Source organism: Leifsonia sp. NPDC058248 (genome assembly GCF_042881905.1).
GTDB lineage: Bacteria > Actinomycetota > Actinomycetes > Actinomycetales > Microbacteriaceae > Leifsonia.
In genome coordinates, this window is record NZ_JBHVXB010000007.1 from 214,734 (window position 1) to 240,912 (window position 26,179).

27 protein-coding genes and 1 other RNA gene are annotated in these 26,179 nt (G+C 68.8%); 17 read left to right on the forward strand and 11 right to left on the reverse strand.

Annotated features, from left to right (window positions below; genetic code table 11):
- Positions 1-8: 8 nt before the first annotated feature.
- The gene (nrdR, locus tag ACFVV5_RS13480; protein ID WP_387244744.1) at positions 9-482 is read left to right on the forward strand and encodes a transcriptional regulator NrdR; all 474 of its coding nucleotides are present in this window, start codon (positions 9-11) and stop codon (positions 480-482) included.
- A gap of 41 nt (positions 483-523) precedes the next feature.
- Positions 524-1,549 (forward strand): quinone-dependent dihydroorotate dehydrogenase, encoded by a 1,026-nt coding sequence (locus ACFVV5_RS13485; RefSeq protein WP_387244747.1) that lies wholly within the window; start codon positions 524-526, stop codon positions 1,547-1,549.
- Positions 1,550-1,588: 39 nt separating this feature from the next.
- On the opposite strand, the gene ACFVV5_RS13490 is transcribed toward ACFVV5_RS13485, so the two are convergent.
- Positions 1,589-2,536, reverse strand: a complete 948-nt coding sequence (locus ACFVV5_RS13490) for an RNase H family protein (protein WP_387244750.1) — start codon at positions 2,534-2,536, stop codon at positions 1,589-1,591.
- A 2-nt stretch (positions 2,537-2,538) separates the two neighbouring features.
- On the reverse strand, positions 2,539-3,135 hold the full coding sequence (locus ACFVV5_RS13495; RefSeq protein ID WP_387244753.1) for a DUF3043 domain-containing protein: 597 nt from the start codon (positions 3,133-3,135) through the stop codon (positions 2,539-2,541).
- Between the two features lie 40 nt (positions 3,136-3,175).
- Here ACFVV5_RS13495 and ACFVV5_RS13500 point away from each other — a divergent pair, with 40 nt between their 5' ends.
- The 5 genes from ACFVV5_RS13500 (at position 3,176) to ACFVV5_RS13520 (ending at position 8,266) form a co-directional block, all read left to right on the forward strand.
- Positions 3,176-4,600, forward strand: a complete 1,425-nt coding sequence (locus ACFVV5_RS13500; RefSeq protein WP_387244756.1) for a dipeptidase — start codon at positions 3,176-3,178, stop codon at positions 4,598-4,600.
- Between the two features lie 82 nt (positions 4,601-4,682).
- A complete protein-coding gene (erpA, locus tag ACFVV5_RS13505; protein WP_387244759.1) occupies positions 4,683-5,039 on the forward strand; it encodes an iron-sulfur cluster insertion protein ErpA in 357 nt (118 codons plus the stop codon).
- 155 nt (positions 5,040-5,194) lie between these two features.
- Positions 5,195-6,082 (forward strand): cytochrome c oxidase subunit II, encoded by an 888-nt coding sequence (coxB, locus tag ACFVV5_RS13510; RefSeq protein WP_387244762.1) that lies wholly within the window; start codon positions 5,195-5,197, stop codon positions 6,080-6,082.
- A gap of 10 nt (positions 6,083-6,092) precedes the next feature.
- A complete protein-coding gene (ctaD, locus tag ACFVV5_RS13515; protein ID WP_387244766.1) occupies positions 6,093-7,841 on the forward strand; it encodes a cytochrome c oxidase subunit I in 1,749 nt (582 codons plus the stop codon).
- A gap of 2 nt (positions 7,842-7,843) precedes the next feature.
- Complete coding sequence (locus ACFVV5_RS13520) at positions 7,844-8,266, forward strand: cytochrome c oxidase subunit 4 (RefSeq protein ID WP_387244769.1); 423 nt, start codon at positions 7,844-7,846, stop codon at positions 8,264-8,266.
- Between the two features lie 104 nt (positions 8,267-8,370).
- Here the strand turns inward: ACFVV5_RS13520 and ACFVV5_RS13525 are convergent, their stop codons facing one another.
- From ACFVV5_RS13525 to ACFVV5_RS13545, 5 genes are all read right to left on the reverse strand, one after another.
- Complete coding sequence (locus ACFVV5_RS13525; protein ID WP_387244772.1) at positions 8,371-9,249, reverse strand: putative RNA methyltransferase; 879 nt, start codon at positions 9,247-9,249, stop codon at positions 8,371-8,373.
- Between the two features lie 69 nt (positions 9,250-9,318).
- Positions 9,319-10,938, reverse strand: coding sequence for a cytochrome bc complex cytochrome b subunit (locus tag ACFVV5_RS13530; protein ID WP_387244775.1), 1,620 nt, complete (start codon positions 10,936-10,938; stop codon positions 9,319-9,321).
- Positions 10,935-12,008, reverse strand: coding sequence for a Rieske 2Fe-2S domain-containing protein (locus ACFVV5_RS13535; protein WP_387244778.1), 1,074 nt, complete (start codon positions 12,006-12,008; stop codon positions 10,935-10,937). Before ACFVV5_RS13535 ends, ACFVV5_RS13530 begins: the two co-directional genes overlap by 4 nt.
- Positions 12,009-12,045: 37 nt before the next feature.
- On the reverse strand, positions 12,046-12,864 hold the full coding sequence (locus tag ACFVV5_RS13540) for a c-type cytochrome (RefSeq protein WP_387244781.1): 819 nt from the start codon (positions 12,862-12,864) through the stop codon (positions 12,046-12,048).
- Positions 12,865-12,888: 24 nt separating this feature from the next.
- Positions 12,889-13,527, reverse strand: a complete 639-nt coding sequence (locus tag ACFVV5_RS13545; RefSeq protein ID WP_387244784.1) for a heme-copper oxidase subunit III — start codon at positions 13,525-13,527, stop codon at positions 12,889-12,891.
- 131 nt (positions 13,528-13,658) lie between these two features.
- Between ACFVV5_RS13545 and trpD the strand changes: the two genes are divergently transcribed.
- From trpD to ACFVV5_RS13570, 5 genes are read left to right on the forward strand one after another with little or no spacing between them, the layout of a single operon-like run.
- Entirely contained in the window at positions 13,659-14,708 is a 1,050-nt protein-coding gene (trpD, locus tag ACFVV5_RS13550; protein ID WP_387244787.1) for an anthranilate phosphoribosyltransferase, read from the forward strand.
- Positions 14,709-14,731: 23 nt separating this feature from the next.
- Positions 14,732-15,733, forward strand: a complete 1,002-nt coding sequence (gene dhaK / locus ACFVV5_RS13555; protein WP_387244790.1) for a dihydroxyacetone kinase subunit DhaK — start codon at positions 14,732-14,734, stop codon at positions 15,731-15,733.
- 39 nt (positions 15,734-15,772) lie between these two features.
- Positions 15,773-16,417, forward strand: coding sequence for a dihydroxyacetone kinase subunit DhaL (dhaL, locus tag ACFVV5_RS13560; protein WP_387244793.1), 645 nt, complete (start codon positions 15,773-15,775; stop codon positions 16,415-16,417).
- Positions 16,410-17,168 (forward strand): dihydroxyacetone kinase phosphoryl donor subunit DhaM, encoded by a 759-nt coding sequence (dhaM, locus tag ACFVV5_RS13565; RefSeq protein WP_387244796.1) that lies wholly within the window; start codon positions 16,410-16,412, stop codon positions 17,166-17,168. Before dhaL ends, dhaM begins: the two co-directional genes overlap by 8 nt.
- 2 nt (positions 17,169-17,170) lie before the next feature.
- Positions 17,171-17,617 carry a YdeI/OmpD-associated family protein gene (locus tag ACFVV5_RS13570; protein WP_387244800.1) on the forward strand — a complete coding sequence of 149 codons (447 nt, stop codon included), beginning with the start codon at positions 17,171-17,173 and terminating at the stop codon, positions 17,615-17,617.
- Here ACFVV5_RS13570 and ACFVV5_RS13575 read toward each other — a convergent pair.
- Together ACFVV5_RS13575 and ACFVV5_RS13580 are read right to left on the reverse strand one after the other, a co-directional pair.
- Entirely contained in the window at positions 17,614-18,135 is a 522-nt protein-coding gene (locus tag ACFVV5_RS13575) for a GNAT family N-acetyltransferase (RefSeq protein ID WP_387244803.1), read from the reverse strand. The genes ACFVV5_RS13570 and ACFVV5_RS13575 overlap by 4 nt on opposite strands.
- Entirely contained in the window at positions 18,132-19,445 is a 1,314-nt protein-coding gene (locus ACFVV5_RS13580) for an aminotransferase class I/II-fold pyridoxal phosphate-dependent enzyme (RefSeq protein ID WP_387244806.1), read from the reverse strand. Before ACFVV5_RS13580 ends, ACFVV5_RS13575 begins: the two co-directional genes overlap by 4 nt.
- 67 nt (positions 19,446-19,512) lie before the next feature.
- On the opposite strand from ACFVV5_RS13580, the gene ACFVV5_RS13585 reads away from it, so the two are divergent.
- Positions 19,513-20,160 (forward strand): DUF1345 domain-containing protein, encoded by a 648-nt coding sequence (locus tag ACFVV5_RS13585; RefSeq protein ID WP_387244809.1) that lies wholly within the window; start codon positions 19,513-19,515, stop codon positions 20,158-20,160.
- 9 nt (positions 20,161-20,169) lie between these two features.
- On the opposite strand, the gene ACFVV5_RS13590 is transcribed toward ACFVV5_RS13585, so the two are convergent.
- Both ACFVV5_RS13590 and ACFVV5_RS13595 read right to left on the reverse strand, forming a co-directional pair.
- On the reverse strand, positions 20,170-20,670 hold the full coding sequence (locus tag ACFVV5_RS13590; protein WP_387244813.1) for a dihydrofolate reductase: 501 nt from the start codon (positions 20,668-20,670) through the stop codon (positions 20,170-20,172).
- Positions 20,667-21,476 carry a thymidylate synthase gene (locus tag ACFVV5_RS13595; RefSeq protein ID WP_387244815.1) on the reverse strand — a complete coding sequence of 270 codons (810 nt, stop codon included), beginning with the start codon at positions 21,474-21,476 and terminating at the stop codon, positions 20,667-20,669. The genes ACFVV5_RS13590 and ACFVV5_RS13595 overlap by 4 nt, the downstream gene beginning before the upstream one ends.
- Positions 21,477-21,589: 113 nt before the next feature.
- Here ACFVV5_RS13595 and ACFVV5_RS13600 point away from each other — a divergent pair, with 113 nt between their 5' ends.
- The 4 genes from ACFVV5_RS13600 (at position 21,590) to rnpB (ending at position 26,179) form a co-directional block, all read left to right on the forward strand.
- Positions 21,590-24,097 (forward strand): cytosine permease, encoded by a 2,508-nt coding sequence (locus ACFVV5_RS13600; RefSeq protein WP_387244818.1) that lies wholly within the window; start codon positions 21,590-21,592, stop codon positions 24,095-24,097.
- A gap of 39 nt (positions 24,098-24,136) precedes the next feature.
- Positions 24,137-24,955: a Nif3-like dinuclear metal center hexameric protein gene (locus ACFVV5_RS13605; RefSeq protein ID WP_387244821.1), complete on the forward strand. Its 819-nt coding sequence runs from the start codon at positions 24,137-24,139 to the stop codon at positions 24,953-24,955.
- Between the two features lie 46 nt (positions 24,956-25,001).
- Positions 25,002-25,736 carry a zinc ribbon domain-containing protein gene (locus ACFVV5_RS13610; RefSeq protein WP_387244824.1) on the forward strand — a complete coding sequence of 245 codons (735 nt, stop codon included), beginning with the start codon at positions 25,002-25,004 and terminating at the stop codon, positions 25,734-25,736.
- A gap of 57 nt (positions 25,737-25,793) precedes the next feature.
- Positions 25,794-26,179: RNase P RNA component class A (rnpB, locus tag ACFVV5_RS13615), an RNA gene on the forward strand.

Consider the following 26,179-nt stretch of genomic DNA (forward strand, 5'->3'; position numbering starts at 1 on the left):
GAGGCACCATGTTCTGCCCCTTCTGCCGTCACCCGGACTCCCGTGTCATCGACTCCCGCACGAGCGATGACGGACTCTCCATCCGCCGCCGCCGCCAGTGCCCGGAGTGCGGCCGCCGCTTCAGCACGACGGAGACCGCCAGCCTCAGCGTGATCAAGCGCAGCGGGGTGGCGGAGCCGTTCAGCCGCGAGAAGATCGTGCTCGGCGTGCGCAAAGCATGCCAGGGACGCCCGGTCACCGACTCCGACCTCGCTGTGCTCGCTCAGAAGGTCGAAGAGACCATCCGCTCCACGGGCGCCTCGCAGATCGAGGCCAATGACATCGGCCTGGCCATCCTGCCCCCGCTGCGCGAGCTCGACGAGGTGGCGTTCCTGCGGTTCGCCAGCGTCTACCAGGGGTTCGACTCGCTCGACGATTTCGAAGACGCCATCCAGCAGTTGCGCGTCGAGCACCACGGCGAGCCCGTCGAAGCCGAGGCTTGACGACGTCGCGCCTGTGCCGCTGCCGGTAATGTTGCAGCGGCATGTATCGCACACTCTTCACCCTCGTCCTGTCGAAGCTCGACCCTGAGCGCGCGCATCATCTCGCGTTCCTCGTGATCAAGGCGCTTCCGGCCCTCGGCATCGGCCGCCTGGTGCGCCGCTTCACCCGCCCCGACCCCGGATTGTCCGTCGAGGCGCTCGGACTCCGGTTCGACTCGCCGTTCGGCGTCGCGGCCGGGTTCGACAAAGACGGCGAAGGGGTGATCGGTCTCGGGCAGCTCGGCTTCGGGCACGTCGAGGTCGGCACCCTCACCGCAGTGGCGCAGCCGGGCAACGAGAAGCCGCGCCTGTTCCGCCTGATCCCGGATCGCGCGGTCATCAACCGCATGGGCTTCAACAACCACGGCGCTCAGGCCGCGTCCGCTCGGCTCGGCCGCACCGCAGCCCGGACGAATCGGCCCGTCCTCGGCGTGAACATCGGCAAGAGCCGCGTCGTGGCCGTCGAAGACGCCACGGCCGACTACCTCGCCAGCGCCCGGGCGCTCGCACCCGTCGCCGACTATCTCGTCGTCAATGTGAGCTCGCCGAACACGCCCGGCCTGCGCGGTCTCCAGGAACTGGACCTGCTCGCACCCCTGCTGAGTGCCGTGAAAGGGGTCGCCGGACGCGTTCCGCTGCTGGTCAAGATCGCGCCCGACCTCACCGACGATCAGGTTCAGAAGATCGCCGAGCTCGTCGTGCGCCTGGAACTCGACGGCATCATCGCGACCAACACGACCATTTCGCGCGACGGCCTGCGGACCGACCCGGCGGTCGTCGCTGCGGCCGGTGCCGGCGGTCTGTCGGGAGCACCCCTCGCTGAGCGCTCGCTCGCCGCGCTCCGGCTGATCCGCTCACACGTGCCGGCCGACCTGTGCGTGATCTCGGTCGGAGGTGTCGAGACGGCGGCCGATGTGCAGGAGCGCCTGGACGCCGGCGCCACGCTCGTGCAGGGCTACACCGCGTTCCTCTACCTCGGCCCGCTCTGGGCGCGCCAGATCAACCGGGGACTCGCGCGCTTGCGCTAGCCACCGGCCGGCCCGTGGTCGCGGAACGGTCGAACGCCGCTAATCGGCTTCGGGCGTCCCCTGGTGGAAGCGAAGGCGCCAGCGTCCGTTCGCGCGCACCCAGAGGGAGCTGCGCAGGGCGCTGCCCCGGGCATCCGTCGTGCGCGTGGTGAGCAGGATGGTCTCGGGGGTGAGCGCCTCGGTGCCGAGCACCTGCAGATCGATGCTCTGCGGCTCCTCCGCGGCGAGGGCCTGCACGATGGCGTCCCGTCCCCAGAGGCGGCCCGTACGGCCGATCTCTTCGAAGTCGGGATGCAGGATGGCGGCGACCCGCGATGCGTCGGCGCGGACGCCGGGCTCGAGGAGTTCGCGCTCGAGACGGGTGACGACCTCGGCGTCAGATTCGTCGGGGACAACGTCTTCGCCGAACAGGTCGAGCTCGACGCTCGTCGCCGACGGGGGGCTCGTCACCGACGGGGCGTTCGTCGCCGCCTGGCCGCCGACGGCCTCGAGGACCTCGCCCGTCCGCTCGTCGGCGCGCGCGGCCCCGGGCCAGCCCGGTCCGATCGGGATGGGCTCGCCCTTCTGGTAGGCCGTCGCGACGGCGCGGGCGCGCACATCTGCGGCCTCATTGAGCTCGTGCCCGGCGTGGCCCTTCACCCATTCGAAGGAGTAGCGGCGGCCCTGAGTTGCCCGGTCGAGGCGTTCCAGGAGCTCCCGGTTGAGCACCGGGGCGCCGTCGGCCTTGCGCCAGCCCTTGCGCTTCCAGCCCGGCATCCACTTCGTGACCGCGTTGATCACGTACTGGCTGTCGCAGAGGATGCGGAGGTCTTCGTCGATGTGCGCCGTGGAGTCGAGCAGATCGATCACGGCCATCAGCTCGCCCTGGTTGTTGGTGCCGTGCGGCCAGCCGCCGGCCGCCCACCGGTCGTCATCGACGTACCAGGCCCAGCCGGCGGGACCGGGATTGCCCAGAGCGGAGCCGTCTGCGGCTGCGACGATCGTCACGGTCAGCTGGGGAACTGGCCGCGTTTGACCTGCGGCTTGGGCAGGCGGATGACGCGCAGCTGCAGGGCGCGCATGGCCGCGTACCAGCGCACGCCCTTCTCCACCTTCGTCTCGCCGAACTTGGCCGCGAGGCGACGGCGCACGAGGAAACCGAGCGCGAAGCAGTCGATGACGGCGATCGCGAAGAAGGCCCACAAGGCCAGCAGGCCGTAGACCTGGAAGTAGCCCGGCAGGAACGACAGCACGATCACGAGCAGCATGACCGGGATGAGGAACTCGCCGATGTTGAAACGGGCGTCCACGTAGTCGCGAACATATTTGCGCTGCGGGCCCTTGTCGCGGGCCGTGAGGTAACGGTCGTCGCCGGCGGCCATGCCGACGCGGGCCTTCTCGCGTGCCTCGACCGTCTTGGCGCGCGCCGCTCGAGCGGCCTCTTTGCGGTCGGTGGGGACGAGCGGGCGCTTGCGGGCCGCCTCCTGCTCGCGGCGCGTCGGTGTGGGGGCGCCCTTTCCCTGCCTCAGACGCTCTGCGGTCTCTTCTGCGGTCTCCGCGACGGGCTGGGCAGCCGCCGTCGCTTCCGGGTCATCTCGTTTTGCCAACGCTCAGCCTTCGATTGTGGGGTCGCTTAAGATTACCGTCATGACGAACGCCGAGCAGACGCGATCCACCGAATCCACAGCAGCAGAGGAGCGCGTGCGCTCCGCGGTCGACGGGGGGATGCCGTCGGCGATAGCCGACCTGGGCACGCTGGTGCGCATCCCGTCGGTGTCGTGGTCGGCCTTCGACCCGGCGAACGTGGCCGCCAGCGCCGCCGCGGTGGCCGGACTGCTGGAGGCCACCGGCGCTTTCGAAAGCGTGACGGTGAAGCAGGCGCCGATCGGCGACGGCGCCGAACTGGGGCAGCCGGCGGTCCTGGCGACGCGCGCGGCCAGGAACGGCCGCCCGACGGTCCTCCTGTATGCGCACCACGACGTGCAGCCGCAGGGCGACGACGCCCAGTGGGAGACGTCGCCGTTCGAGCCGACCGTGCGCGGCGACCGCCTGTACGGGCGCGGTGCGGCCGACGACAAGGCCGGCGTGATGGCGCATGTCGCCAGCGTCCGTGCGCTCGTCGAGGCGCTCGGACCCGACTTCGACCTCGGCCTCGCCGTCTTCATCGAGGGGGAGGAGGAGTTCGGCTCCCGCTCCTTCGCGAACTTCCTCGAGCAGAACAAGGAGTCCCTCGCCGCAGACGTGATCGTGGTCGCCGACTCCGACAACGTCGACATCGACACCCCTGCGCTCACCGTGTCGCTGCGCGGCAACGTGACCTTCCGCCTCACCGTCTCCACGCTCGCGCACGCCTCGCACTCCGGCATGTTCGGCGGGGCGGCCCCGGATGCGATGCTCGCGCTGGTCAAACTGCTCGCCACCCTGCATGACGAGAACGGCTCGGTGGCCGTCGACGGGCTCACCGAGCGCGCGGACGCGGCCGAGCCGCCCGCGCTCTCCGAGGGGCAGTTCCGCGAGGAGGCCGCGCTGCTCGACGGCGTCACCCCCATCGGCACCGGCGCCATCCTGTCCCGGATGTGGTCGAAGCCGACCGTGACGGTCACCGGCATCGACGCACCGAGTGTGGCGAACGCGTCGAACACGCTGCTGCCGAGCGTCTCCGTGCGGATCAGCGCGCGCGTCGCCCCCGGACAGTCGGCGGCGGACGCGTACACGGCCCTCGAGCGTCACCTCCGGGCGAACGCCCCGTTCGGAGCGCACATCGCAATCGACGACGTCGACACCGGAGACCCCTTCCTCGTCGACACCAGCGGGTGGGCCGCGACGGAGGCCAAGCAGGCCATGACCGACGCCTGGGGCGCGGAGGCCGTCGAGACCGGGGTGGGCGGCTCGATCCCGTTCATCGCCGACCTCGTGCGGGAGTTCCCCGAGGCGCAGATCCTCGTGACCGGCGTCGAAGATCCCGACACGCGGGCGCACAGCCCGAACGAGTCCCTGCACCTCGGCGTGTTCAGGCGAGCCGTCCTCGCGGAGGCGCTGCTGCTGGCCCGTCTCGACCGGCGCTCGGAGTGATCACACGACGTTCCCGGTTTTCCGACGTAGAATCGACCCAGATTTCCACTGAAGTCCCAACCGCATCCGTGTGAGGAGTGCCATGACCGACACAACGCTGACCGCGACCAAGGCCCACGGGGTCGGACTGACCGACACCGCAGCAGGCAAAGTCAAGAGCCTGCTCGAGCAGGAGGGCCGTGACGACCTGCGTCTGCGCGTCGCCGTCCAGCCCGGCGGATGCTCGGGGCTGATCTATCAGCTGTACTTCGACGAGCGCATGCTCGACGGAGACGCCACGGTCGACTACGACGGCGTCGAGGTCATCGTCGACAAGATGAGCGTCCCCTATCTCGACGGCGCCACCATCGACTTCGAAGACACCATCCAGAAGCAGGGTTTCACGATCGACAACCCCAACGCGAGCGGCAGCTGCGCCTGCGGCGACTCGTTCCACTGAGTCCCCACAGCCGAGCGCTATAACACAAAAAACCGCAAAGGGCCGCCCATCGGGCGGCCCTTTCTGGTTCATTCCGGCGTGTGTCACGGAGTAGGGTGGTAACGGTCAAATACAGTTGAATGTGAACTGTCCATGAGTCACTCGAAAGGTCACCGGTGCGTCACAATCGCCGTCTCCGATGGGCTGCTATTCCGATCGCAGCGACACTCGCAATCGTCCTTGCGGGCTGCACGCAGGCGCAGCTGAACGGATTCCTGCCCGGTTTCCAGGAGGGCCAGCAGCCCGTCACGAACCACACCGAGCGCATCTCGGGCCTGTGGGTCACGAGCTGGATCGTGCTGCTCATCGTGGGACTCATCGTGTGGGGCCTCATCATCTGGGCGGTCATCGTCTACCGCCGCCGCAAGGGCCAGACCGGCCTCCCGGTGCAGATGCGCTACAACATGCCGATCGAGATCTTCTACACGGTCGTGCCGCTCATCCTGGTGCTCGGCTTCTTCGCCTTCACGGCGCGTGACCAGAACGCCATCGAGCAGCCGTACGCCAATCCCGACCTCAAGATCCACGTCTACGCGAAGCAGTGGGCATGGGACTTCAACTACGTGACCGACAACGTCTACGACCCGGGCATCCAGGCCCAGCCCGACGACGCGAACGCGACGCCCGGCTCGGTGCAGGAGGGCGAGATCCCCACCCTGTACCTGCCGGAGAACAAGAAGATCACGATCCAGCTCGACTCGCGCGATGTGATCCACTCCTTCTGGGTGCCGGCGATGCTCTATAAGAAAGACGTCATCCCGGGCAAGACCAACTACATGTACTTCGCGACGACCGGCCGCACCGGCACGTTCGTCGGCAAGTGCGCCGAGCTCTGCGGCGAGTACCACTCGGCGATGCTCTTCAACGTGAAGATCGTGCCGCAAGACGAGTACGACGCGCACATCCAGAGCCTGCGCGACCAGGGCTTCGAGGGCCAGCTCGGCTCCGACTTCGACCGCAACCAGAACCTGCCCGGCACGGGCGCTCCCAAGGGTAACGAGTAGGGCAGCGAGAATGACGACTACAGCACCGGCCCGAGCGGCGACCACGGTCCCCGCCCCGAAGACCCTCCCGCCGTTCGGTCCCAATGTGGAGCGCAAGGGCAACATCCTCGTGAGCTACATCACGTCGACCGACCACAAGACGATCGGGTATCTCTACCTCGTCACGTCGTTCATCTACTTCCTCATCGGCGGCGTGATGGCGCTGATCATCCGCGCCCAGCTGTTCGAGCCGGGCCTGCAGGTGGTGCAGACCAAGGAGCAGTACAACCAGCTGTTCACGATGCACGGCACGATCATGCTGCTCATGTTCGCGACGCCGCTGTTCGCCGGCTTCGTCAACGTGATCATGCCGCTGCAGATCGGCGCCCCCGATGTGGCGTTCCCGCGGCTCAACGCGCTGGCCTACTGGTTCTACTCGTTCGGCAGCCTGATCGCCGTCGCCGGATTCCTCACCCCGCAGGGCGCTGCCTCGTTCGGGTGGTTCGCGTACGCGCCCCTGTCGAGCACGACCTTCTCGCCCGGCGTTGGAGGCAACCTCTGGGTCGTGGGTCTCGGCCTGTCCGGATTCGGAACGATCCTCGGCGCCGTGAACTTCATCACGACGATCATCACGATGCGCGCACCGGGCATGACGATGTTCCGCATGCCGATCTTCACCTGGAACGCGATGGTCACGTCGATCCTCGTGCTGATGGCCTTCCCGGTGCTCGCGGCTGCACTCTTCGCCCTCGCGGCCGACCGTGTGTTCGAAGCCCACATCTACGATCCGGCCAACGGCGGTGCGTTGCTCTGGCAGCACCTGTTCTGGTTCTTCGGGCATCCCGAGGTCTACATCATCGCTCTGCCGTTCTTCGGCATCGTCTCCGAGATCTTCCCGGTGTTCAGCCGCAAGCCGATCTTCGGGTACAAGACGCTGATCTATGCGACGATCTCGATCGCCGCGCTGTCCGTGACGGTGTGGGCTCACCACATGTACGTCACCGGCTCCGTGCTGCTCCCGTGGTTCTCGCTGATGACGATGCTCATCGCGGTTCCCACCGGCGTGAAGATCTTCAACTGGATCGGCACGATGTGGCGCGGCTCGCTCACGTTCGAGTCGCCGATGCTGTGGTCGATCGGCTTCCTCATCACGTTCACCTTCGGTGGACTCACCGGCGTGATCCTGGCCTCGCCGCCGCTCGACTTCCACGTGTCCGACACGTACTTCGTCGTCGCGCACTTCCACTACGTCGTCTTCGGCACCGTCGTGTTCGCGATGTTCGCCGGCTTCTACTTCTGGTGGCCCAAGTGGACCGGCAAGATGCTGAACGACCGCCTGGGCAAGTGGCACTTCTGGCTGCTGTTCATCGGCTTCCACACGACGTTCCTCGTGCAGCACTGGCTCGGTGTGGTCGGGATGCCGCGACGGTACGCCACGTACTTGCCCAGCGACGGGTTCACGTGGATGAACCAGTTGTCGTCCATCGGCGCCGGAATCCTCGCGATCTCGATGCTGCCGTTCCTGGTCAACGTGTACCTCACGGCGCGCAACGCCCCCAAGGTCATGGTCAACGACCCCTGGGGCTACGGCCGCTCGCTCGAGTGGGCCACGAGCTGCCCGCCGCCGCGCCACAACTTCACGTCGATCCCGCGCATCCGCAGCGAGTCGCCGGCGTTCGACCTCAACCACCCCGAGGCAGGCATCCCGATCGGAGTCGGTCCGGTCAAGGACGCGCCTGACGCCCCCGTCGTCGACCTCGCAGATAACAAGGTGAAGTAGCCATGAGAGCAAATGCTGTCCTCTTCTGGATCCTGTCGATCTTCTTCCTGCTGTCGGCGATCGTCTACACGGTGTGGAGCCTTCTCGACCCCATGCACCAGAAGGTCGAGTGGGTCGGCTCCGTCGCACTGGTGCTCAGCGCGGTCCTCGCCGCGTTCATCGCCTTCTACGTGGGCCGATCGCACGCCTCGCAGGGCGGTGAGCTCCCGGAGGACCGTCTCGACGCCAACATCGACGACGGCGACCCCGAGCTCGGCCACTTCAGCCCGTGGAGCTGGTGGCCCGTGTCGCTCGCGACCGGCGCCGCTCTGGTGATGCTCGGGCTCGCTGTCGGATTCTGGATCTGCTACATCGGCGTGGCCTTCACGCTGGTCTGCCTGGTCGGCTGGACCTACGAGTACTACCGCGGATATTTCGCCCGCTAGACCTCAGAGCACACGAGAACGCCGCTTCCCCCGGGAGGCGGCGTTTCTCGTTCTGCGGCGAGCCCCCACTGCACGGTTTGTGTCGCGTCGTCCGAGGGCCGCGGCTAGCGCTTCGTGAGCCGGAGCACCTCTACTGAGATGGTCGCGGTGGCGGGGAGGGCGCCGTGGCGGGTAGCCTCGCCGACCGACTCGCGCCGGTGGTGGGCCGAGGGACCCATGCCCGCAAGGGCCCTGCTCAGGGCGTCGTCGAGGAGGATGCTCTCACGCACCGCCTGACGGTCCTGGAGGTCGAAGAGGGTCGAGGCTGCCTCGGCGATCGCTTCCGCCTTGTCGGCGGGGACGTCGAGCATCCCGCCGTCGGCACGCAGCTCGGCGAGGTGGTCGGCTGTCGGAACGACCACCACGAGGCTCCCGGCGGGAGCGAGAATCCGATGGAACTCGGGCAGGTTGCGCGGAGCGAACACGTCGAGGACGATGTCGCAGACTCCGTCGCGCACGGGCAGGGGGCGCCAGGTGTCCGCCACGAGTCCGTCGACGTCGGGCGACGCACGGACGGCGCGGGCGACCGCGACAGGGGAGAGGTCGAGCGCAAGCCCGCGGGAGCGGGGAACGGCCGCCAGCGCGGCGCGCAGGTAGTAGCCGGTGCCCGCGCCCGCGTCGAGGATGCGCGCCCCTGAGCGGCCCGCCTGAGCCGCCGAGGAGGCGACGGCTTCGGCGATGGGGGAGTACAGGCCGCTGTCGAGCACGGCCGCTCGAGCATCCAGCATCTCTGCGTTGTCGCCGACGACCTTGGTCGAGCCCGCCAGCAGGCTCACATAGCCGCGCTTGTTGGCGTCGAAGCGGTGTCCGGATGCGCAGCCGAGCGTCAGCCGTTCGACGGGTTCGAGCGGCCTGCCGCACGTGGGGCAGCGGAGCCATGTCGCCACCGAGCGCAGGAACGGGGCGACCTCGTCGGCGGCCGCGGGGGAGGGGGAGGTGGTCATGGATGCTCCGTCAACGCGAAAGCGCCGGCGCGAGAATTCGCGCCGGCGCTTTCACGGTGGAGGGCTCGGTCAGTGGTGGCCGTGGCCGGACTCGAGCTCGCCCTTGGTCGGTGGGAGGATGCGGTCTTCGAAGAACCAGCGGGTCATCCCGGCGCGGAGACGGTTGCCCATGGTGATCTTGCCCTTGCTGTTCGGGCGGATCATCAGGGGCTGGTAGGTGTCGAAGCTGACCAGGCGCCAGCGCTCGTACTCGTCGAGCTGCTCGTGCACCTCGATGAACTCGCCACCGGGCAGCTTCACGATGCGACCGGACTCGTAGCCGTGCAGAGCGATGCTGCGATCCTTCTTCTGGAGCGCGAGGCAGACCCGCTTCGTGACGAAGTAGGCCACGATCGGTCCGAGGATCAGGATCGCCTGGATGGCGTGGATCACGCCTTCCATCGTCAGCTTGAAGTGCGTGGCGATGATGTCCGAGCTCGCCGCCGCCCAGAGGGCCGCGTAGAACGTGACGCCGGCGGCGCCGATCGCGGTGCGGGTGGAGGCGTTGCGCGGGCGGTCCAGGATGTGGTGCTCGCGCTGGTCGCCGGTGATCCAGGCTTCGAAGAACGGATAGAACATCACGAGCACGATGAACACACCGAGGACCACGACGGGGACGATGATGTTGAACGACCAGGTGCGGTCGAGCCAGACGAACTCCCAGCCCGGTGGCACGAGACGCAGAGCGCCGTCGGCGAAGCCGATGTACCAGTCGGGCTGTGTGCCCGCGGAGACCGGCGAGGGGTCGTACGGTCCGTAGTTCCAGATCGGGTTGATGGTGAAGAACGTCGCCATGAGGGCGATGACACCGAACACGATGAAGAAGAAGCCGCCGGCCTTGGCCGCGTACACCGGCAGAACCGGGTAGCCGACCACGTTGCCCTGCGTGCGGCCCGCTGCGGCGTACTGCGTGTGCTTGTGGACGACCACGAACAACAGGTGCAACGCGATGAACGCGACCACGAGCGCGGGTAGCAACAGAATATGCAGCGTATAGAGTCGTCCGACGATCGCTGTGCCCGGGAACTCTCCGCCGAACAGCAGGAACGAGATCCAGGTGCCGACGAGGGGGAGACCCTTGACCAGGCCGTCGATGATGCGGAGGCCGTTGCCCGACAGCAGGTCGTCGGGGAGCGAGTATCCGGTGAAGCCCTCGGCCATCGCGAGGATGAAGAGCGTGAAGCCGATGATCCAGTTGAGCTCACGCGGCTTGCGGAACGCCCCCGTGAAGAAGATGCGCAGCATGTGCAGACCGATGGCTGCGACGAACAGCAGGGCCGCCCAGTGGTGGATCTGCCGCATGAGCAGACCGCCGCGGATCTCGAAGGAGATGTTGAGCGTGCTCGACATCGCGGCCGACATCTCGACGCCCTTCAGCGGGACGTACGAGCCGTTGTAGACGGTCTCGACCATGGAGGCCTGGAAGAAGAACGTCAGGAACGTTCCCGACAGCAGGATGACGATGAAGCTGTAGAGAGCGACCTCACCGAGCAGGAACGACCAGTGGTCGGGGAAGATCTTGCGACCGAACTCCTTGACCGCGCCCGAGATGCTCGTGCGGTCTTCGATGTAGTTCGAGGCCGCGGCCGTGAAGCCGCCCTTTTTTACCTGGGTTGATGCCGCAGCAGGTGCAGCGGTTGTGGTGCTCAATGACGCTCCCAGAAGCTCGGGCCGACAGGCTCGGTGAAGTCGCTGCGCGCGACCAGATAGCCGTCGGCGTCCACGGTGATCGGCAGCTGCGGCAGCGGACGCTTGGCCGGGCCGAAGATGACCTCGGCCTCGTGCGTGATGTCGAACTGCGACTGGTGGCACGGGCACAGCAGATGGTGGGTCTGCTGCTCGTAGAGTGCCACCGGGCAGCCGACGTGAGTGCAGATCTTGGAGTAGGCGACGATGCCGTCGTAGTTCCAGTTCTCGCGGCCCTTGGAGACGTGCAGGTCTTCGGGCTTGAGACGCATGAGGAGCACGGCGGCCTTCGCCTTCTCCTCGAGGCGGTCCTCCTTCTCGTTGAGCCCCTCGGGGATCACGTGGAAGGCCGAGCCGAGCGTGACGTCGGACGCCTTGATGGGCGTGCCGGACGGGTCGCGGGTCAGGCGGATGCCCTTGGCCCACATGGTGTTCGAGAGGAGCGCCACCGGGTCTTCGTTCATCGGAGCGAGACCACGGAAGAGCACGACGGCGGGAAGCGGGAAGGCGATCAGAGCGCCGATCAGGCTGTTGCGCACGAGCGTGCGACGGCTGAAGCCGGACTCCTCGTCGGCCTGCCGGAAGATCTCGGCTGCGCGCTGAGTGGTCTCTTCGCCGCCGCGGACCGGGTGACGGAGGTCGACCCCCTCTTTCTCGTGCATGAGGGACTTGCCCCAGTGCACGGCGCCGATGCCGATGGCGAGCAGCGCGAGGGAGATGCCGATTCCGATGAACAGGTTGTTCAGGCGGACCGATCCGGGGTCTGTGTCGTTGATCGGGAAGGCGAGGTAGGCGGCGACCGCCCAGACGCTACCGACGATCGAGAGGTAGAACAGCGTGTAGACCGTGCGCTCGGCCCGGCGTGCCTTCTTCGGGTCCAGATCGGTGACGCGGGGACGGTGCGGCGGGAACCCGGGGTTCTCGAGCTCGTCGTGGATGATCACCGCCGTTCCGGGATCGCCCGTCCGGTGGACGTCGACGGCTGACGAGCTGGCAGTGGTCAGCTCGCGACCGCTGTTATCGTCCTGTGCCATTGTTCTCCTTTATACGCTTTTCCATGTCCGCAAGCACCTAGTTCGACTTCGCCGTGATCCACACGGTCAGCGCGACGATGGCACCGAGACCGAAGATCCAGAGGAAGAGGCCCTCGGCCACCGGGCCGAGCGAGCCGAGCTCGAAACCGCCCGGGGACGGGTTGTTCTGGATGTACTTGAGGTACGTGATGATGTCGGCCTTGCCCTGAGGCGTGATGTTCAGGTCGTTGAAGACCGGCATGTTCTGCGGGCCGGTGACCATGGCCTCGTAGATGTGCGCGGCGCTGACACCGGTGAGCGGAGGAGCGTACTTGCCTTCGGTCAGGGCGCCACCGGCGCCGGCGACGTTGTGGCACATCGCGCAGTTGACGCGGAACAGCTCGGCGCCGTTGGCGGCGTCGCCCTTGCCGTCGAGGAACTTCTGCTCGGGGATCGAGGGCCCGGGGGCCAGCGACGCGACGTAGGCGGCCAGAGCCTTGACCTGGTCGTCGGTGAACTGGACCGGCTTCTCCTGCGCCTGCGGGCCCTGCATCTGCATGGGCATGCGGCCGGTTCCGACCTGGAAGTCGACCGCAGCGGCGCCGACGCCGATGAGGCTCGGTGCGTTCACGGTGCCCTGGGCGTCGAGCCCGTGGCAGGTGGCGCAGTTGGACTGGAAGAGCTTCTTGCCCTCTTCGATCGACTGCTGCGAGGCGGCGACCGCCTGCGGTTCGGCCGAGGCCGTGGTCGTGTTGAACGCCGCGTAGGCGCCGCCGGTCAGGCCGAGGCCGATCGCGATCAACGCGACTGTGGCGAGGGGGTGACGGCGCCCGCCCTTCCGGGCGGTCTTCGTCGTGGTGCGGGTATTCGCGCGCATGGTTTAGAGGTCTGCTCCTGATTCCTATTTGAGAACGTAGATGACCAGGAAGAGCCCGATCCAGACGACGTCGACGAAGTGCCAGTAGTAGGAGACGACGATCGCGCTCGTCGCTTCTTTGTGGCCGAAGGTCTTGACCGCGAACGCGCGGCCGATCACGAGGATGAAGGCGATGAGGCCGCCCGTGACGTGGAGGCCGTGGAATCCGGTGGTGAGGTAGAACGCCGAACCGTAGGCGTTCGAGCTCAGCGAGATGCCCTCGGAGACGAGCGTCGCGTACTCGAGGATCTGACCGGCGACGAAGATCGCACCCAGGGCGTAGGTGAGCGTGAACCACTCCACCATTCCCCACTTGGCCGGGCTCAAGCCCGTGGCCCGGGGCTGCAGGCGCTCGGCGGCGAAGACGCCGAACTGGCAGGTGAACGAACTCGACACCAGGATGATCGTGTTCGTCAGCGAGTAGGGGACGTTCAAGTGCGCCGTCTCGGCAGCCCAGAGGTCGGGCGACGTGGAGCGGAGGGTGAAGTAGATCGCGAAGAGACCCGCGAAGAACATGACCTCACTGCCCAGCCAGACAATGGTGCCGACGGCCACCACGTTGGGCCGGTTGATTGAGGGCGCACTCGCCGTAGGAGATATTGAGGTGCTCGTCACGGTAACCATTATGGCTGAAAAGAAGCCGTGGTTTTCTCATCCGACAGGCCGGAATCTGCCACTTTTCTGGTTAGGCTTGCCTTAGTTGACCCCGTACCGGGACTGGCCATAGCAAGCCGCCCTGTCAGTAGGATCGCCTTATGACGGAAATGCAGTCCTGGTCGTCCGTGCTCACCGCTCTACTCGCCGGTGACGATCTCAGCGTCGCCGACGCGGCGTGGGCGATGGACCAGGTCATGACGGGAGAGGCCACCGAGGCCCAGCTCGCCGCATTCCTCATCGCGCTGCGCGCGAAAGGCGAGACGGTCGACGAGATCGTCGGGTTCCGCGACGCCATCCTCGACCACGCGGTTCCGCTCCATGTCGACCCGATGGCGCTCGACATCGTGGGGACGGGAGGCGACCGCTTCGGCACCGTGAACATCTCGACCACGGCATCCATCGTCGCGGCGGCCACGGGAGTCCCCGTCATCAAGCACGGCAACCGGGCGGCGAGCTCGTCGTCGGGCTCGTCGGACGTGCTGGCCGCGCTCGGCATCGACCTCACCCTGCCGCCGGAGAAGGTGGCCGAAGTGCTGCAGACCGCCGGCATCACCTTCGCGTTCGCCTCGGCGTTCCACCCTGGTTTCGCGCATGCGGGCCCCGTGCGCGCGCAACTCGGCGTCCCGACGGTGTTCAACTATCTCGGGCCGCTCTGCAATCCGGCCCGCCCGGAGGCGTCGGCCGTCGGCGTCGCGACGCTCGACCGCGTACCGCTCTTCGTCGGAGTGTTCCAGACGCGCGGCGCCACCGCGCTGGTCTTCCGTGGCGATGACGGGCTCGACGAGCTCTCCACCACCGGCCACAGTCACGTCTGGGAGGTCTCGCGGGGCCTCGTCACGGAGCATGACATCGATCCCCGGGATCTCGGCATCCCGCGCGCGAAGATGGCGGATCTCCTCGGAAAGGACGCCGCATACAATGCGAGCGTCGTACGTGCCGTGCTCTCGGGCGAAGAAGGCCCTGTGCGCGACATCGTGTTGCTCAACGCGGCGGCCGGACTCGTGTCATACGAGCTCGCGTCCGACCCGTCGAGGGTTCAGGAAAGCATCCTGGACCGGTTCCGTTCGACAATGGCGGTCGCCGCCCAGGCAATCGACTCCGGGGCTGCGGCCGCGAAGCTCGACCAATGGGTGGCGGCAACGCACTGACAGCAGTGGAAGGAAGGGTTTCGATGAAGAAGCTCATCAACGACGTTCCCGACGTCGTGGACGAGTCCCTCGATGGATTCGCCCGGGCTCACTCCGACATCATCAGGGTGTCGCACGATCCTCGTTTCGTGTCGCGGGCGGATGGTCCCGTGCAGGGCAAGGTCGGTCTGGTCAGTGGCGGCGGAAGCGGCCACGAACCTCTGCATGCCGGATTCGTGGGCAGAGGGATGCTCGATGCTGCGGTTCCCGGTGAGGTCTTCACCTCGCCGACGCCGATGCCCATCGTGGAGGCCACCAAAGCCGCCGACGGCGGCGCCGGAGTCCTCCACATCGTGAAGAACTACACCGGCGACGTGCTCAACTTCGAGACCGCCGCCGATCTGGTGGCGGCCGAGGGCATCACGGTGACGTCCGTCGTGACGAACGACGACGTCGCCGTGCAGGACTCGCTCTACACGGCGGGCCGTCGGGGCGTCGCCGGAACCGTCCTCGTCGAGAAGATCGCGGGCGCGGCCGCCGACCGGGGTGACGACCTCGACGCGGTCACTGCGGTCGCGGCGAAGGTCAACGCGAACGTGCGGTCCATCGGGATCGCCCTCGCGGCCGGCACCGTCCCTCACGCCGGAGAGCCGGGATTCGTCCTGGCCGACGACGAGGTGGAGTTCGGGGTCGGCATCCACGGCGAGCCCGGACGTGAGCGCATCACGCTGGAGCCGGCCGATCGGCTGGTCGACCGGATGATGGCCGCCGTCCTCGAAGACCTCCCGTTCTCGTCCGGCGACTCCGTGCTGCTGTTCGTCAACGGCATGGGCGGAACCCCGCTGTCGGAGCTCTACATCGTGTTCCGGCGGGCCGCCGAGATCCTGGACGAGCGCGGCATCACGCTGAGCCGTTCGCTCGTCGGCAGCCTGGTCACCTCGCTGGAGATGCAGGGGGCATCCATCTCGGTGCTCAAGCTCGACGACGAATTGACCGCCCTCTGGGACGCGCCGGTGCACACCGCCGCACTCCGCTGGGGCGTCTGAGAATCGGATAGATCGGCAGATCGGAAGGAAGGACGGCGGATGACGCTGGACACGACGTGGGTCACGGCCTGGATGACGGCGGCAGCCGCCGTCATCGAGGAGCACAAGCACGAGCTCAACACCCTCGACCGGGAGATCGGCGACGGCGACCACGGAGAGAACATGGATCGCGGTCTGCGTGCCGTGGTGACCGCTCTCGCCGCGTTGCCGGAGGGGGCGACGCCCAATGAGGCGCTCCGTTCGATCGCGATGACGCTGATCTCGACGGTCGGGGGAGCATCCGGCCCGCTCTACGGCACCGCCTTCCTCAAAGCGGCGGAGCCGCTGGGCGACGCCGCGTCGATCGACTCGACCGCGCTCGTCGCCATGCTCGCCGCCGCTCGGGACGGGATCGTCTCACGCGGCAAGGCCGAGCCCGGGGACAAGACGATGATCGACGCCTGGACGCCGGCGGTCGCCGCCGCCGCCTCGGCGCAGGAGGACGGCGCTTCTGAGCCCGACATCCTGCGTGAGGCGGCCGACGCCGCAGAAGCGGGTGCGGTGGCCACCGAACCGCTCATCGCCCGCAAGGGGCGCGCGAGCTACCTGGGCGAGCGCTCGATCGGTCACCGTGACCCGGGCGCCCAGTCGACGGCGTTGCTGTTGCGCGCCGCGGCCGAGACCGCGGCGGCCGCCGATGAGTGACCGCGTCGGGATCGTCTTCGTCTCGCACAGCAGCCAGCTGGCCGCCGGCCTCGTCTCCCTCGCAGGGCAGATGGGGCCGTCGGTCCGGCTGGTGGCGGCGGGCGGAACCGACGACGACGGGATCGGCACGAGCTTCGCCCAGGTGAGCAACGGCATCGAGGAGGCGGATCAGGGTGCCGGGGTCGTCGTCATCAGCGACCTCGGCTCCGCCCTGCTGACGGCGGAGACCGCATTCGACATGCTGCCGGAGGATCGGCAGTCCCGAGTGGCGGTCGTCGACGTGCCGTTCGTCGAGGGCGGGGTCGCCGCGGCGGTCGCGGCGGAGAGCGGTGGCGATCTCGCCACAGTGGCCGCGGCGGCGGAGAGCGCTCGCTCGGCGTGGGACGACTCGGCGAGTGCGGTTCCCGCCGCGCCGGGGGCGGAGTCCCCGCCGGGGCCGGCAGGCGGACAGGCCGCCGCGCCGGGAGGGTCCGGCGGCCCCGCCGGGGCATCCGGTCGGTATGTGCGCGAAGTGGTGCTGCGCAACCGGGACGGCCTGCACGCGCGACCGGCCGCCGAGTTCGTGAAGCTCGCCAACACGTTCCCGGCCAAGGCCACGGTGAACGGCAAAGACGCGAAGAGCCTGCTCGGCATCATGTCGCTCGGGCTCACGGCGGGCCGGACGGCGGAGATCGCCACGGACGATCCCGACGGACACGAGGCCGTCGACGCGCTGGCAGCGTTGATCGAGGGCGGCTTCGGGGAGGCGTGAGGGTGAAGATACGCGCGATCCTGGAACAGCACGGAAAGACGGCCACCGGCGTCGAGGTCCCGGATGACGTGGTCGAGGCGCTCGGAGGCGGAAAGCGTCCTCCGGTGCGCGTCACCGTCAACGGCTACGAGTACCGCAGCAGCGTGGCGTCGATGGGCGGACGCTACCTGCTCGGGCTGAGCGCCGAGGTGCGCGCGGGCGCCGGAGTGTCCGCCGGCGACGAGCTCGAGCTCGAGCTGCAGCTGGACGACGCGCCCCGGGAGGTCGAGGTTCCGGACGATCTCGCTCAGGCGCTCGCTGCTTCGCCGGCCGCCCAGCGGGCGTTCGAAGCCCTCTCGTACAGCAACAGGCGCCGTCTCGTGCTCGCCGTGGACGCGGCGAAGACGGCGGAGACCCGTCAGCGGCGGATCGCGAAGACGGTCGCCGACCTGGACGACGCCGGGCGTTAGAGCCGCGGTGCGCCCGGCGTGAGCGGCAGCGCCATCTCGACCTCGAGCCCGCCCGGCTGGAGCGGGTAGGGAACGGTGACCCCGGTCGGCTCGAAGCCGTGACGGCGGTAGTACCGGATGGCCGGCTCGTTCTGCTCGTGCACGTGCAGGAGGAGACGGTCGGCCCGCTCACCCGCCCATTCGGCCGCCGAGGTGAGCAGAGCATCCGTGAGCCTGTGATCGCGCCCGCGGAACGCCGGCGTCACGTAGACGCCGACCAGCAGCGGGTTGCGGGCGCCCGGCGGGTGGAAGACGCCCATCGTGCCGAGCCAGCTCCCATCGCCGTCGACCGCGCCGAACAGGCGGCTCGTCTCGCTGCGATTCCCGTCGCGGGTGCGCCAGTAGTCGTCCGGATGCGCGCGCGCCTGCTCGACCGTCTCGAGGAACGCGATCGGGGTGTCGACGAGCATCTCGAGCCGAAGGGAACGGTAGGCCCGCCAGTCGTCCTCGGTGCTCGCCCGGACCTGCCAGCCGGTCATCCTTCGGAGTGGTCCCTGCCGGCGAGCAGCGTCTCTGCCTCGGCGAGCAGGATGGCCGTGCAGAGGCCGTCGAGCGCGGTGCGCAGTTCGTCGAGCGGCGGGAAGGTGGGCGCGATGCGGATGTTCGCATCGCGCGGGTCGTCACCGTGCGGGAAGGTCGCTCCCGCCGGCGTCACCGCGATGCCGGCCTCGGCGGCCAGCTGGACGGCGCGTCGGGCGCAGCCGTCGAGCACGTCGAGGCTGACGAAGTACCCGCCCTTCGGTGCTGTCCAGTGCCCGCCTCCGTGCGGCGCCAGCCGCGTCTCGAACGCTTCGGACACGGCCACGAACTTCGGGGCCAGGATCGCACGATGCTTCTCCATGTGCGCGGCCAGGCCCTGCCCGTCGCGCAGCAGCTGTACGTGGCGGAGCTGGTTGAGCTTGTCGGGACCGATGCTCTGCACCGACATGTTGCGCACCAGCCAGTCGACGTTGGCCTGCGAACCGCCGACGAAGGCCACGCCGGCGCCGGGGAAGGTCACCTTGGAGGTGGACGCGAAGACGAGCGGTCGGTCTGGATTGCCGGCCTCCGCTGCGAGGCCGAGCACGTCGATCGGCTGGGGCCGTTCGTCGGTGAGGTGGTGCACGGCGTACGCGTTGTCCCAGAACAGCCGGAAGTCGTCGGCGGCGGGCAGCGAGACGAGCGCGCGCACGACCTCCTCGCTGTAGACGGCGCCGCTCGGATTCGAGTAGACCGGGACGCACCACATGCCCTTGATGCTGTCGTCCGCCGCAAGCAGCGCCGCGACCGCCTCGACGTCGGGCCCGTCGTCGTTCAGGGGCACGGGGATGAGCCGGATGCCGTAGCGTTCGCAGATCGAGAAGTGCCGGTCGTAGCCGGGAACCGGAGCCAGGAAGCTGATCGGCCGGCCGGCCCATGGACCCTCGCCGCCGGGGACGCCGTGCAGCAGCGCCTGCACGATGGTGTCGTGCATCACGGTGAGGCTCGCATTGCCGAGCGCCAGCAGCTGGGCCGGCGGCACCACGAGCGCCTCCGCGAAGATCGCGCGCAGCTCGGGAAGGCCGACGGCGCCGCCGTAATTGCGCAGGTCGGTGCCCGCGGCGTCGCGGTACTCGCCGTCGGGCAGGTGGAGCAGGTCGTTCGAGAGGTCGAGCTGATCGGCCGACGGCTTGCCGCGCGTGAGATCGAGCCGCAGGCCGGCCGCTTTCAACTCGTCGTAGGAGGCGCTGAAGCGTGCGTGGGCGGCGCGCAGGGCATCCGTGTCGAGGTCGGCGAGCGGGACGGCAGGCGTTGCGGGAGCGGTGGTCACGCAACGATCGTAGCCGCGACCGCTGTGGCGCGGCCACGGTCGGACCGGGCTGTGCGAACATCGGGATGTGAGTTCAGAATCCACTATCGTCCGGGGACGTTCACGGCTCCGGATGCTCGTCGCCTTCGCCGTCGGTTTCGCGGTTACCCTCGTCGTCGGGTTCGTCGGCGGATGGACGTACGCCGTCGCAATCGGGTGGGCGGCGGCATGCGTGGTCTACATCCTGTGGGTGTGGATCGTGGTGTGGGGCTACGACGCGGCCGAGACGAAGTCGCACGCCACGCGGGAGGACCCTGGACGCCACACCTCGGACCTGCTGCTGATCATCGCGAGCGTCGCCAGCGTGGTCGCGATCGTCGTCATCCTGGTCGGGGCGCGGCACGCCAGCGGCATCGAGAAGCTGGGGCTGGCCGTGCTCGCCGTCGCGAGCGTCGCGCTCTCGTGGGTGCTCGTGCACACGTTGTACACATTGCGCTACGCCCAGCTCTACTACCGGGGAAAAGAGGGTGGCGTCGACTTCAACCAGAGCGAGCCGCCGAAGTACAGCGACTTCGCCTATCTGTCGTTCACTCTCGGGATGACCTACCAGGTGTCCGACACGAACATCGGCGACACCGTGATCCGCCAGACCGTGCTGCGGCACACATTGCTGTCGTACCTGTTCGGCTCGGTCATCCTCGCAGTCACCGTGAACCTGATCGCCGGGCTCACCTGAGGCCTGCGCTCACCTGAGGTAGGTCAGGATGCGGTACCGCAGCCCGGTCTTCGAGACTCTCCACTCGGGGTCGGCGACGGAGGCCGTCCAGTCGTCGCCGATGGCCGGTGCGAACGCGTCGCCGTCGACCTCGAGGTCGATCTCGGTGACCTCCAGCCGGTCCGCGTCGTGGAGCGCCAGCCGATAGAGCTCCGCGCCGCCGATGATCCAGGTCGTCTCGCTCGGGGATGCGGTCAGCGCGTGCTCGAGGGAGTGCGCTGTGATCGCGCCCGGCCGATGCCAGTCGGTCTGCCGGGTGACGACGACGTTGGTGCGCTGGGGCAGCGGGCGGAACCGCTCCGGGAGGGAGTCCCAGGTCTTCCGGCCCATGACGACCGTGTCCTGGCCGGTGAGCGTGCGGAAATGCGCAAGGTCTTCGGGGAGATGCCACGGCATGGTGCCGTCGCGTCCGATGACACCGCCTTTCGACTGCGCCCAGATGAGTGCGACGCTGCCGACGGCCGTGCTCACACGGCCACCGCGGCGCGGATCGCGGGATGGTGCTGGTAGTCCTCGACGATGAAGTCCTCGAAGGTGTAGTCGAAGATGCTCGCGGGCGTGCGGGCGAACCGCAGTGTCGGCGCCGGGAAGGGGTCGCGGCTCAGCTGCTCGGCGACCTGCTCGAGGTGGTTGTCGTAGATGTGGGTGTCGCCACTGGTCCAGACGAACTCGCCCGGCTCCAAGCCGACCTGCTGGGCGACCATCATGGTCAGCAGGGCGTAGCTCGCGATGTTGAACGGCACCCCGAGGAACATGTCGGCGCTGCGCTGATAGAGCTGGCAGGAGAGCTTGCCGTCGGCGACGTAGAACTGGAAGAAGGCATGGCACGGGGCCAGCGCCATCTGCGGGATCTCGGCGACGTTCCAGGCGGAGACGATCATGCGCCGCGAATCCGGGTCGGTGCGCAACGTCTCGATCACCTGGGCGATCTGGTCGATGTGCGTGCCGTCGGGGGCCGGCCACGACCGCCACTGCACCCCGTAGACGGGCCCGAGCTCTCCGTCGGCGTCGGCCCACTCGTCCCAGATGGTGACGCCGTTCTCGCGCAGCCAGGCGACGTTGCTGTCCCCGCGCAGGAACCAGAGGAGCTCGTAGGCGATCGACTTGAAGTGCACGCGTTTGGTGGTGATGAGGGGGAAGCCCTCGGCCAGATCGAACCGCAGCTGGCGGCCGAAGACGCTGCGCGTCCCCGTGCCGGTGCGGTCGGATTTGTGGCTGCCGTTCGCGAGCACAGCGCGCAGCAGGTCTTCGTACGGTGTGGCAATCGTCGTGGTCATCGAGACGATGCTACGTCGCCGGGCAGGCGCGGCGCGAACGACCCTCGGACTGGCGTCGAAATCGCTGGCCAGGCGCAGGTTAAGGCGACGGCTGCGTCGGTAGGCTTTCGTTCATGGACAGCGATGAGGTCGCGAACGACCCGTCCGTCGTCTCTGTCCCGGGGAAGAGGCGGGCGACGTACACGCCACCTGTGCGCCGGACGCCTCCGGCGAAGCCGGCGTCCGTCGAGCCGGAGCCGGAGCCCGAGCCCGAGCCCGCCACGGACGGAACGACGCACGACGACGATGAGCTGGCCAGCGCGCTGGAGGCTCAGGTCTCGCGCATGACCTCGGCCGTGCCGATCATCGCCGGACCGACCGTCGTGGGGGCGGACGGTCTCGCCGAGGCGGCCTCGCTGACGGATGACCAGGTGGCGGCTCTCGTGGACGTCGACCTGAGCTCGCACGACACGCTCGCCGCGATCGAGCACCTGGAGCGAGTGCTCGTTGCCCGCGCGACCATGGCGATCCCGATCCAGAGGCCGGCCGTCGTCGAGGAACCGGTTGCCGAGGAGCCGGTCGCCGAGGACCCGGCCGAGGAGCCGGTCGCCGAGGAGGAGGAGCCGCTTGTCGCGGAACAGCCCGCGGCCGAGGAGCGCGTGGACGCGAACGTGGACGCCGACGCCGCGAGGCGACGCGCCGAGGAGACCTGGACGGGCGCGATCAGTTTCGACGACCTCGACCTCCGCCGCCCCGACGACGGGCCCGAGCCCACGTTCAGCGCGTGGATCGCCCCGGCGGCCCAGCCCGGAGCGCCGACCGAGCCGGCGACCCCACTGCCCGCACCCGATGCCGCACGCATCGATCCGTCGTCCGCCCCCGACACCCCGCAGCGTATCGAGCCGCTCGGCTTCGTTCCGCCCGAGGTCGCGCCCACCGACTCCCAGCCGGTGCCGTTCGTGCCGCTCGAGCCGCTGCCGGTCGAGCATCCGGATGCCCCCAGCGTCGACTCCGTCCCCCTGCCGTTGGTGCAGGCCGACCAGCTCGCGGGGCATGCGCTCGTCGCCGGGGCTTTCGGCCCGGACGCGGTGGACGACGACCTCGTCGACGACGCCGACGACGTGCGGCCGCCCACCGGTGCGGCGCCGATGGCGAGTCCGCGGGTGTCGACCGAGGAACGCGTGCTGTTCGACGCCGAGCCCGAGCCGGCGCCGCTGTTCGAGGTGGAGGACGCCGACCTGGAGCCGACACCCGTCGACCGGCGGGTGGGGCACGCCTCCCGGCTGTTCTGGCTGTGGTTCGCGGGGACGTCGTCGCTGATCAGCGTCGGCGTGGGCGCCACGCTGCTGACGCTCGGCCTCAGCCTTCGCCAGATCCTGGTGGCGACGTTGGTGGGGGTGGCCCTGTCGTTCCTGCCGCTGGGCATCGGCACGCTCGCCGGCAAGTGGAGCGGGCAGCCGACGATGGTCGTCTCGCGCTCGACGTTCGGTGTGCGCGGCAATGTCGTGCCCGCGGCCCTGGCGCTGCTCACCCGCCTGTTCTGGGGCGTGGTGCTGCTCTGGCTCGCCGGAGCGGCCACCGGGTCGCTGTTCGTGTCGCAAGGCTGGGCGTCGGATCCGACCATCCCCACTACGTCGGCCCTGATCGTGGCGTTCGCCGCGGCCCTCGCCGTCGCCTACTACGGCTATTCGCTGGTGGCGCGGGTACAGCTGGTGCTCACGATCGCCTCGGCGGTGCTCATCGCGGTGATGATCGGCGCGACGTGGAACGCGATCGACATGTCCAAGGCGCTCGCCGTGCCCGACGGGGTGTGGTTGCGGGTCGTGACCGGCGCCGTGCTCGTCTTCAGCTATCTCGGTCTGGCCTGGGCGAACAGCAGCGCCGAGGTCGCCCGCTATCAGCGGCCGGGATCGTCCGGCGGCGGCGCCATGCTCTGGGCGACCTTCGGCGCGGCACTCCCGCCGTTCGTGCTCATCTCGTACGGCGGGATGCTCGCAGCATCGAACACCTCCCTCGCGCACGACCTCGCGATCGATCCGGTGAGCGCTTTCGCGATCCTCGGTCTGCCGTCGTGGTACCCGATCCCGCTGCTGCTCTCGGTGACACTGAGCCTGATCTCCGCCCTCGTGCTCAACATCTACTCCGGTGGCTTCACCCTCGAGGCGCTCGGTGTGCGGCTGCGCCGTCGCTGGAGCACGGTGGCCGTGGGCCTCGCGATCGCCGTGGCGGCCTTCCTGCTGACGACGACGGACATCGACCTGGAGGGCGTTGTCACCAGCGTCCCCATCACCCTGGCCGTGCCCGTCGGCGCCTGGGCCGGCCTCTTCTCGGCCGAGATGATGCTGCGCACCCGCAGGCTGCACCAGCCCTCGCTCGTGAAGCCAGGCGGCATCTACCCCGACTGGCGCTGGACCAACGTCGGGATGCTCGTCGTCGCCAGCGTCGTCGGCTTGGGGCTCATCCGCTCCGACCTGCCGTGGCTGGCCTGGGAGGGCTTCCTCTTCCGGCTGCTCGGCGTGGACGTGAACGGGGACCTCGGATCGACGAACATCGGCGTCCTCGTAGCACTCGGGATCGGCATCCTGACCCCGATCGTCGCGGGCGTCCCGGCGATACGGCGGCAGGAACGGGCGATCGGATGACCTGCTGAACCCGGTGGCGAATCCCGTAGGCTCTTTCCCGTGCCCCACACTCTCGCTTCCGTCCGCGCAGCAGTCGACGAACTCTGGCCGCTCGACGGCGCTGAGAGCTGGGACGCGCCCGGCCTGCTGTCGGGAGATCCCGCCGCCCCGGTCGAGCGCATCGTGCTCGCGGTCGACGCCGTCGCCGCCACCGTCGACGAGGCGATCGAGCGCGGGGCCGACCTGCTGCTCGTGCACCACCCGCTGCTGATGCGCGGGGTGACGAGCGTGGCGGAGGACCGCTACAAGGGCGCCCTGCTCGCCCGCCTCATCCGCTCTGGCTGCGCGCTCATCGCCGCCCACACGAACGCCGACGTCGTCGCGGACGGCACCTCCGACGTCCTCGCCGCGAAGCTGGGGCTCACCGGCGCCGGCCCGATCGCTCCGGCAGCAGACGGGGTGACGGGCATCGGCCGCGTCGGAACCCTTCCGGAACCCACCACGCTCGGCGCCCTCGCGCGGCGCGTCGCCGACCTGCTGCCTCCCACCGCCGGTGGGGTCCGTGCGGCCGGCGACTACCACCAGCCGGTCTCGCGCGTCGCGCTCTGCGGCGGAGCGGGCGACTCGCTGCTGGCGACGGATGCGGTGCGCGGCGCCGACGTGTACATCACGGCCGACCTCCGTCACCACCCCGCCTCCGAGGCCCGCGAGCAGGCCCTGGTCAGCGGAGGGCCGGCGCTCATCGACGTGTCGCACTGGGCCAGTGAGTGGCTGTGGCTCGACACCGCCGCCGAGCAGCTCAGAGCGGCGCTGCCCGGCGTGTCGGTCGAGGTCAGCGAACTGCGCACAGACCCCTGGGACTTCGCGATCCTGCAGTGACACGACTCCCGCTACGAACATCCCGAACCGAAAAGAGCCGAGAACCGTGAAAGCCAGCCCCACCGATCAGAACGAGCTGCTGCGACTGCAGACGGCCGACACGCGTCTCACCCAGCTCGACCACGCCGGCAGGAATCTTCCGCAGACCGCCGAGCGGGCCGCGCTGCAGCCCGAGGTGGACGCCCTGAGCGCCCGCTGGATCGCCCGCACCGGTGACCTGGAGGACGCCCGCGCCGAGCTGAAGCGCGTCGAGTCCGACGTCGAGATCGTCGAGGCGCGCATGGCACGCGACACGGCCCGCGCTCAGCAGACGTCGTCGATCAAAGACGTGCAGGCGCTCGAATCCGAGCTGGCGGCGCTCCGCAAACGCCGGGACGACCTCGAGGAGATCGAGCTCACCGTGATGGAGCGGGTCGAGGAGTACGAGGGCACGCTCGCGGCGGTCGAGGCCGAACGCGCCGACCTCGGCGGCCGGGTTCACGCCCTCGAGGCGGCGCGCGGCGAGGAGCTCGCGAAGCTCGACGCCCAGCGGTCGGCGCTCGCGAAGGACCGCGCGGCCATCGTCTCCACGATTCCAGCCGACCTGATCGAGCTCTACGAGAAGCAGCGCGCCCGCTACGGCCTCGGCGCCGCCCTCCTTGTGCGCGGGGTCTCGATGGGCAGCAACGTGAAGCTCACCGAGTCCGACCTCGCGGTGATCCGGCGGGCCGCGCCGGACGAGGTCGTGCTCTGCCCCGACAGTGGCGCCATCCTCATCCGCAACGAGGAGTCGGGGCTCTGAGCCGGCCATCCGGTGCCTCCGGAACCCACAGGCTCGGCCTGTAGGCTGATGGGCGAATGGGCCGGCAAGACGGTCGCGTCGGTCCGCTTCGGCGGGCCGCCGAGGAACGTCCGGGCTCCACAGAGCAGGGCGGTGGGTAACACCCACCCGGGGCAACCCGCGAGACAGTGCCACAGAGAACAGACCGCCACGCGGTACGGGTCTTCGGACCCGCGCCACGCGGTAAGGGTGAAACGGTGGTGTAAGAGACCACCAGCGGCCGGGGTGACCCGGTCGGCTCGGTAAACCTCGCCCGGAGCAAGGTCAGACAGGGAACGTTGAGGCTGCTCGCCGAGTTCCCGGGTAGACCGCTAGAGGGCGGCGGCAACGTCGTCCCGAGATAGATGGCCGTCCACGGTGCGCGAGCACCCGGACAGAACCCGGCGTAACAGCCGGCCCATTCC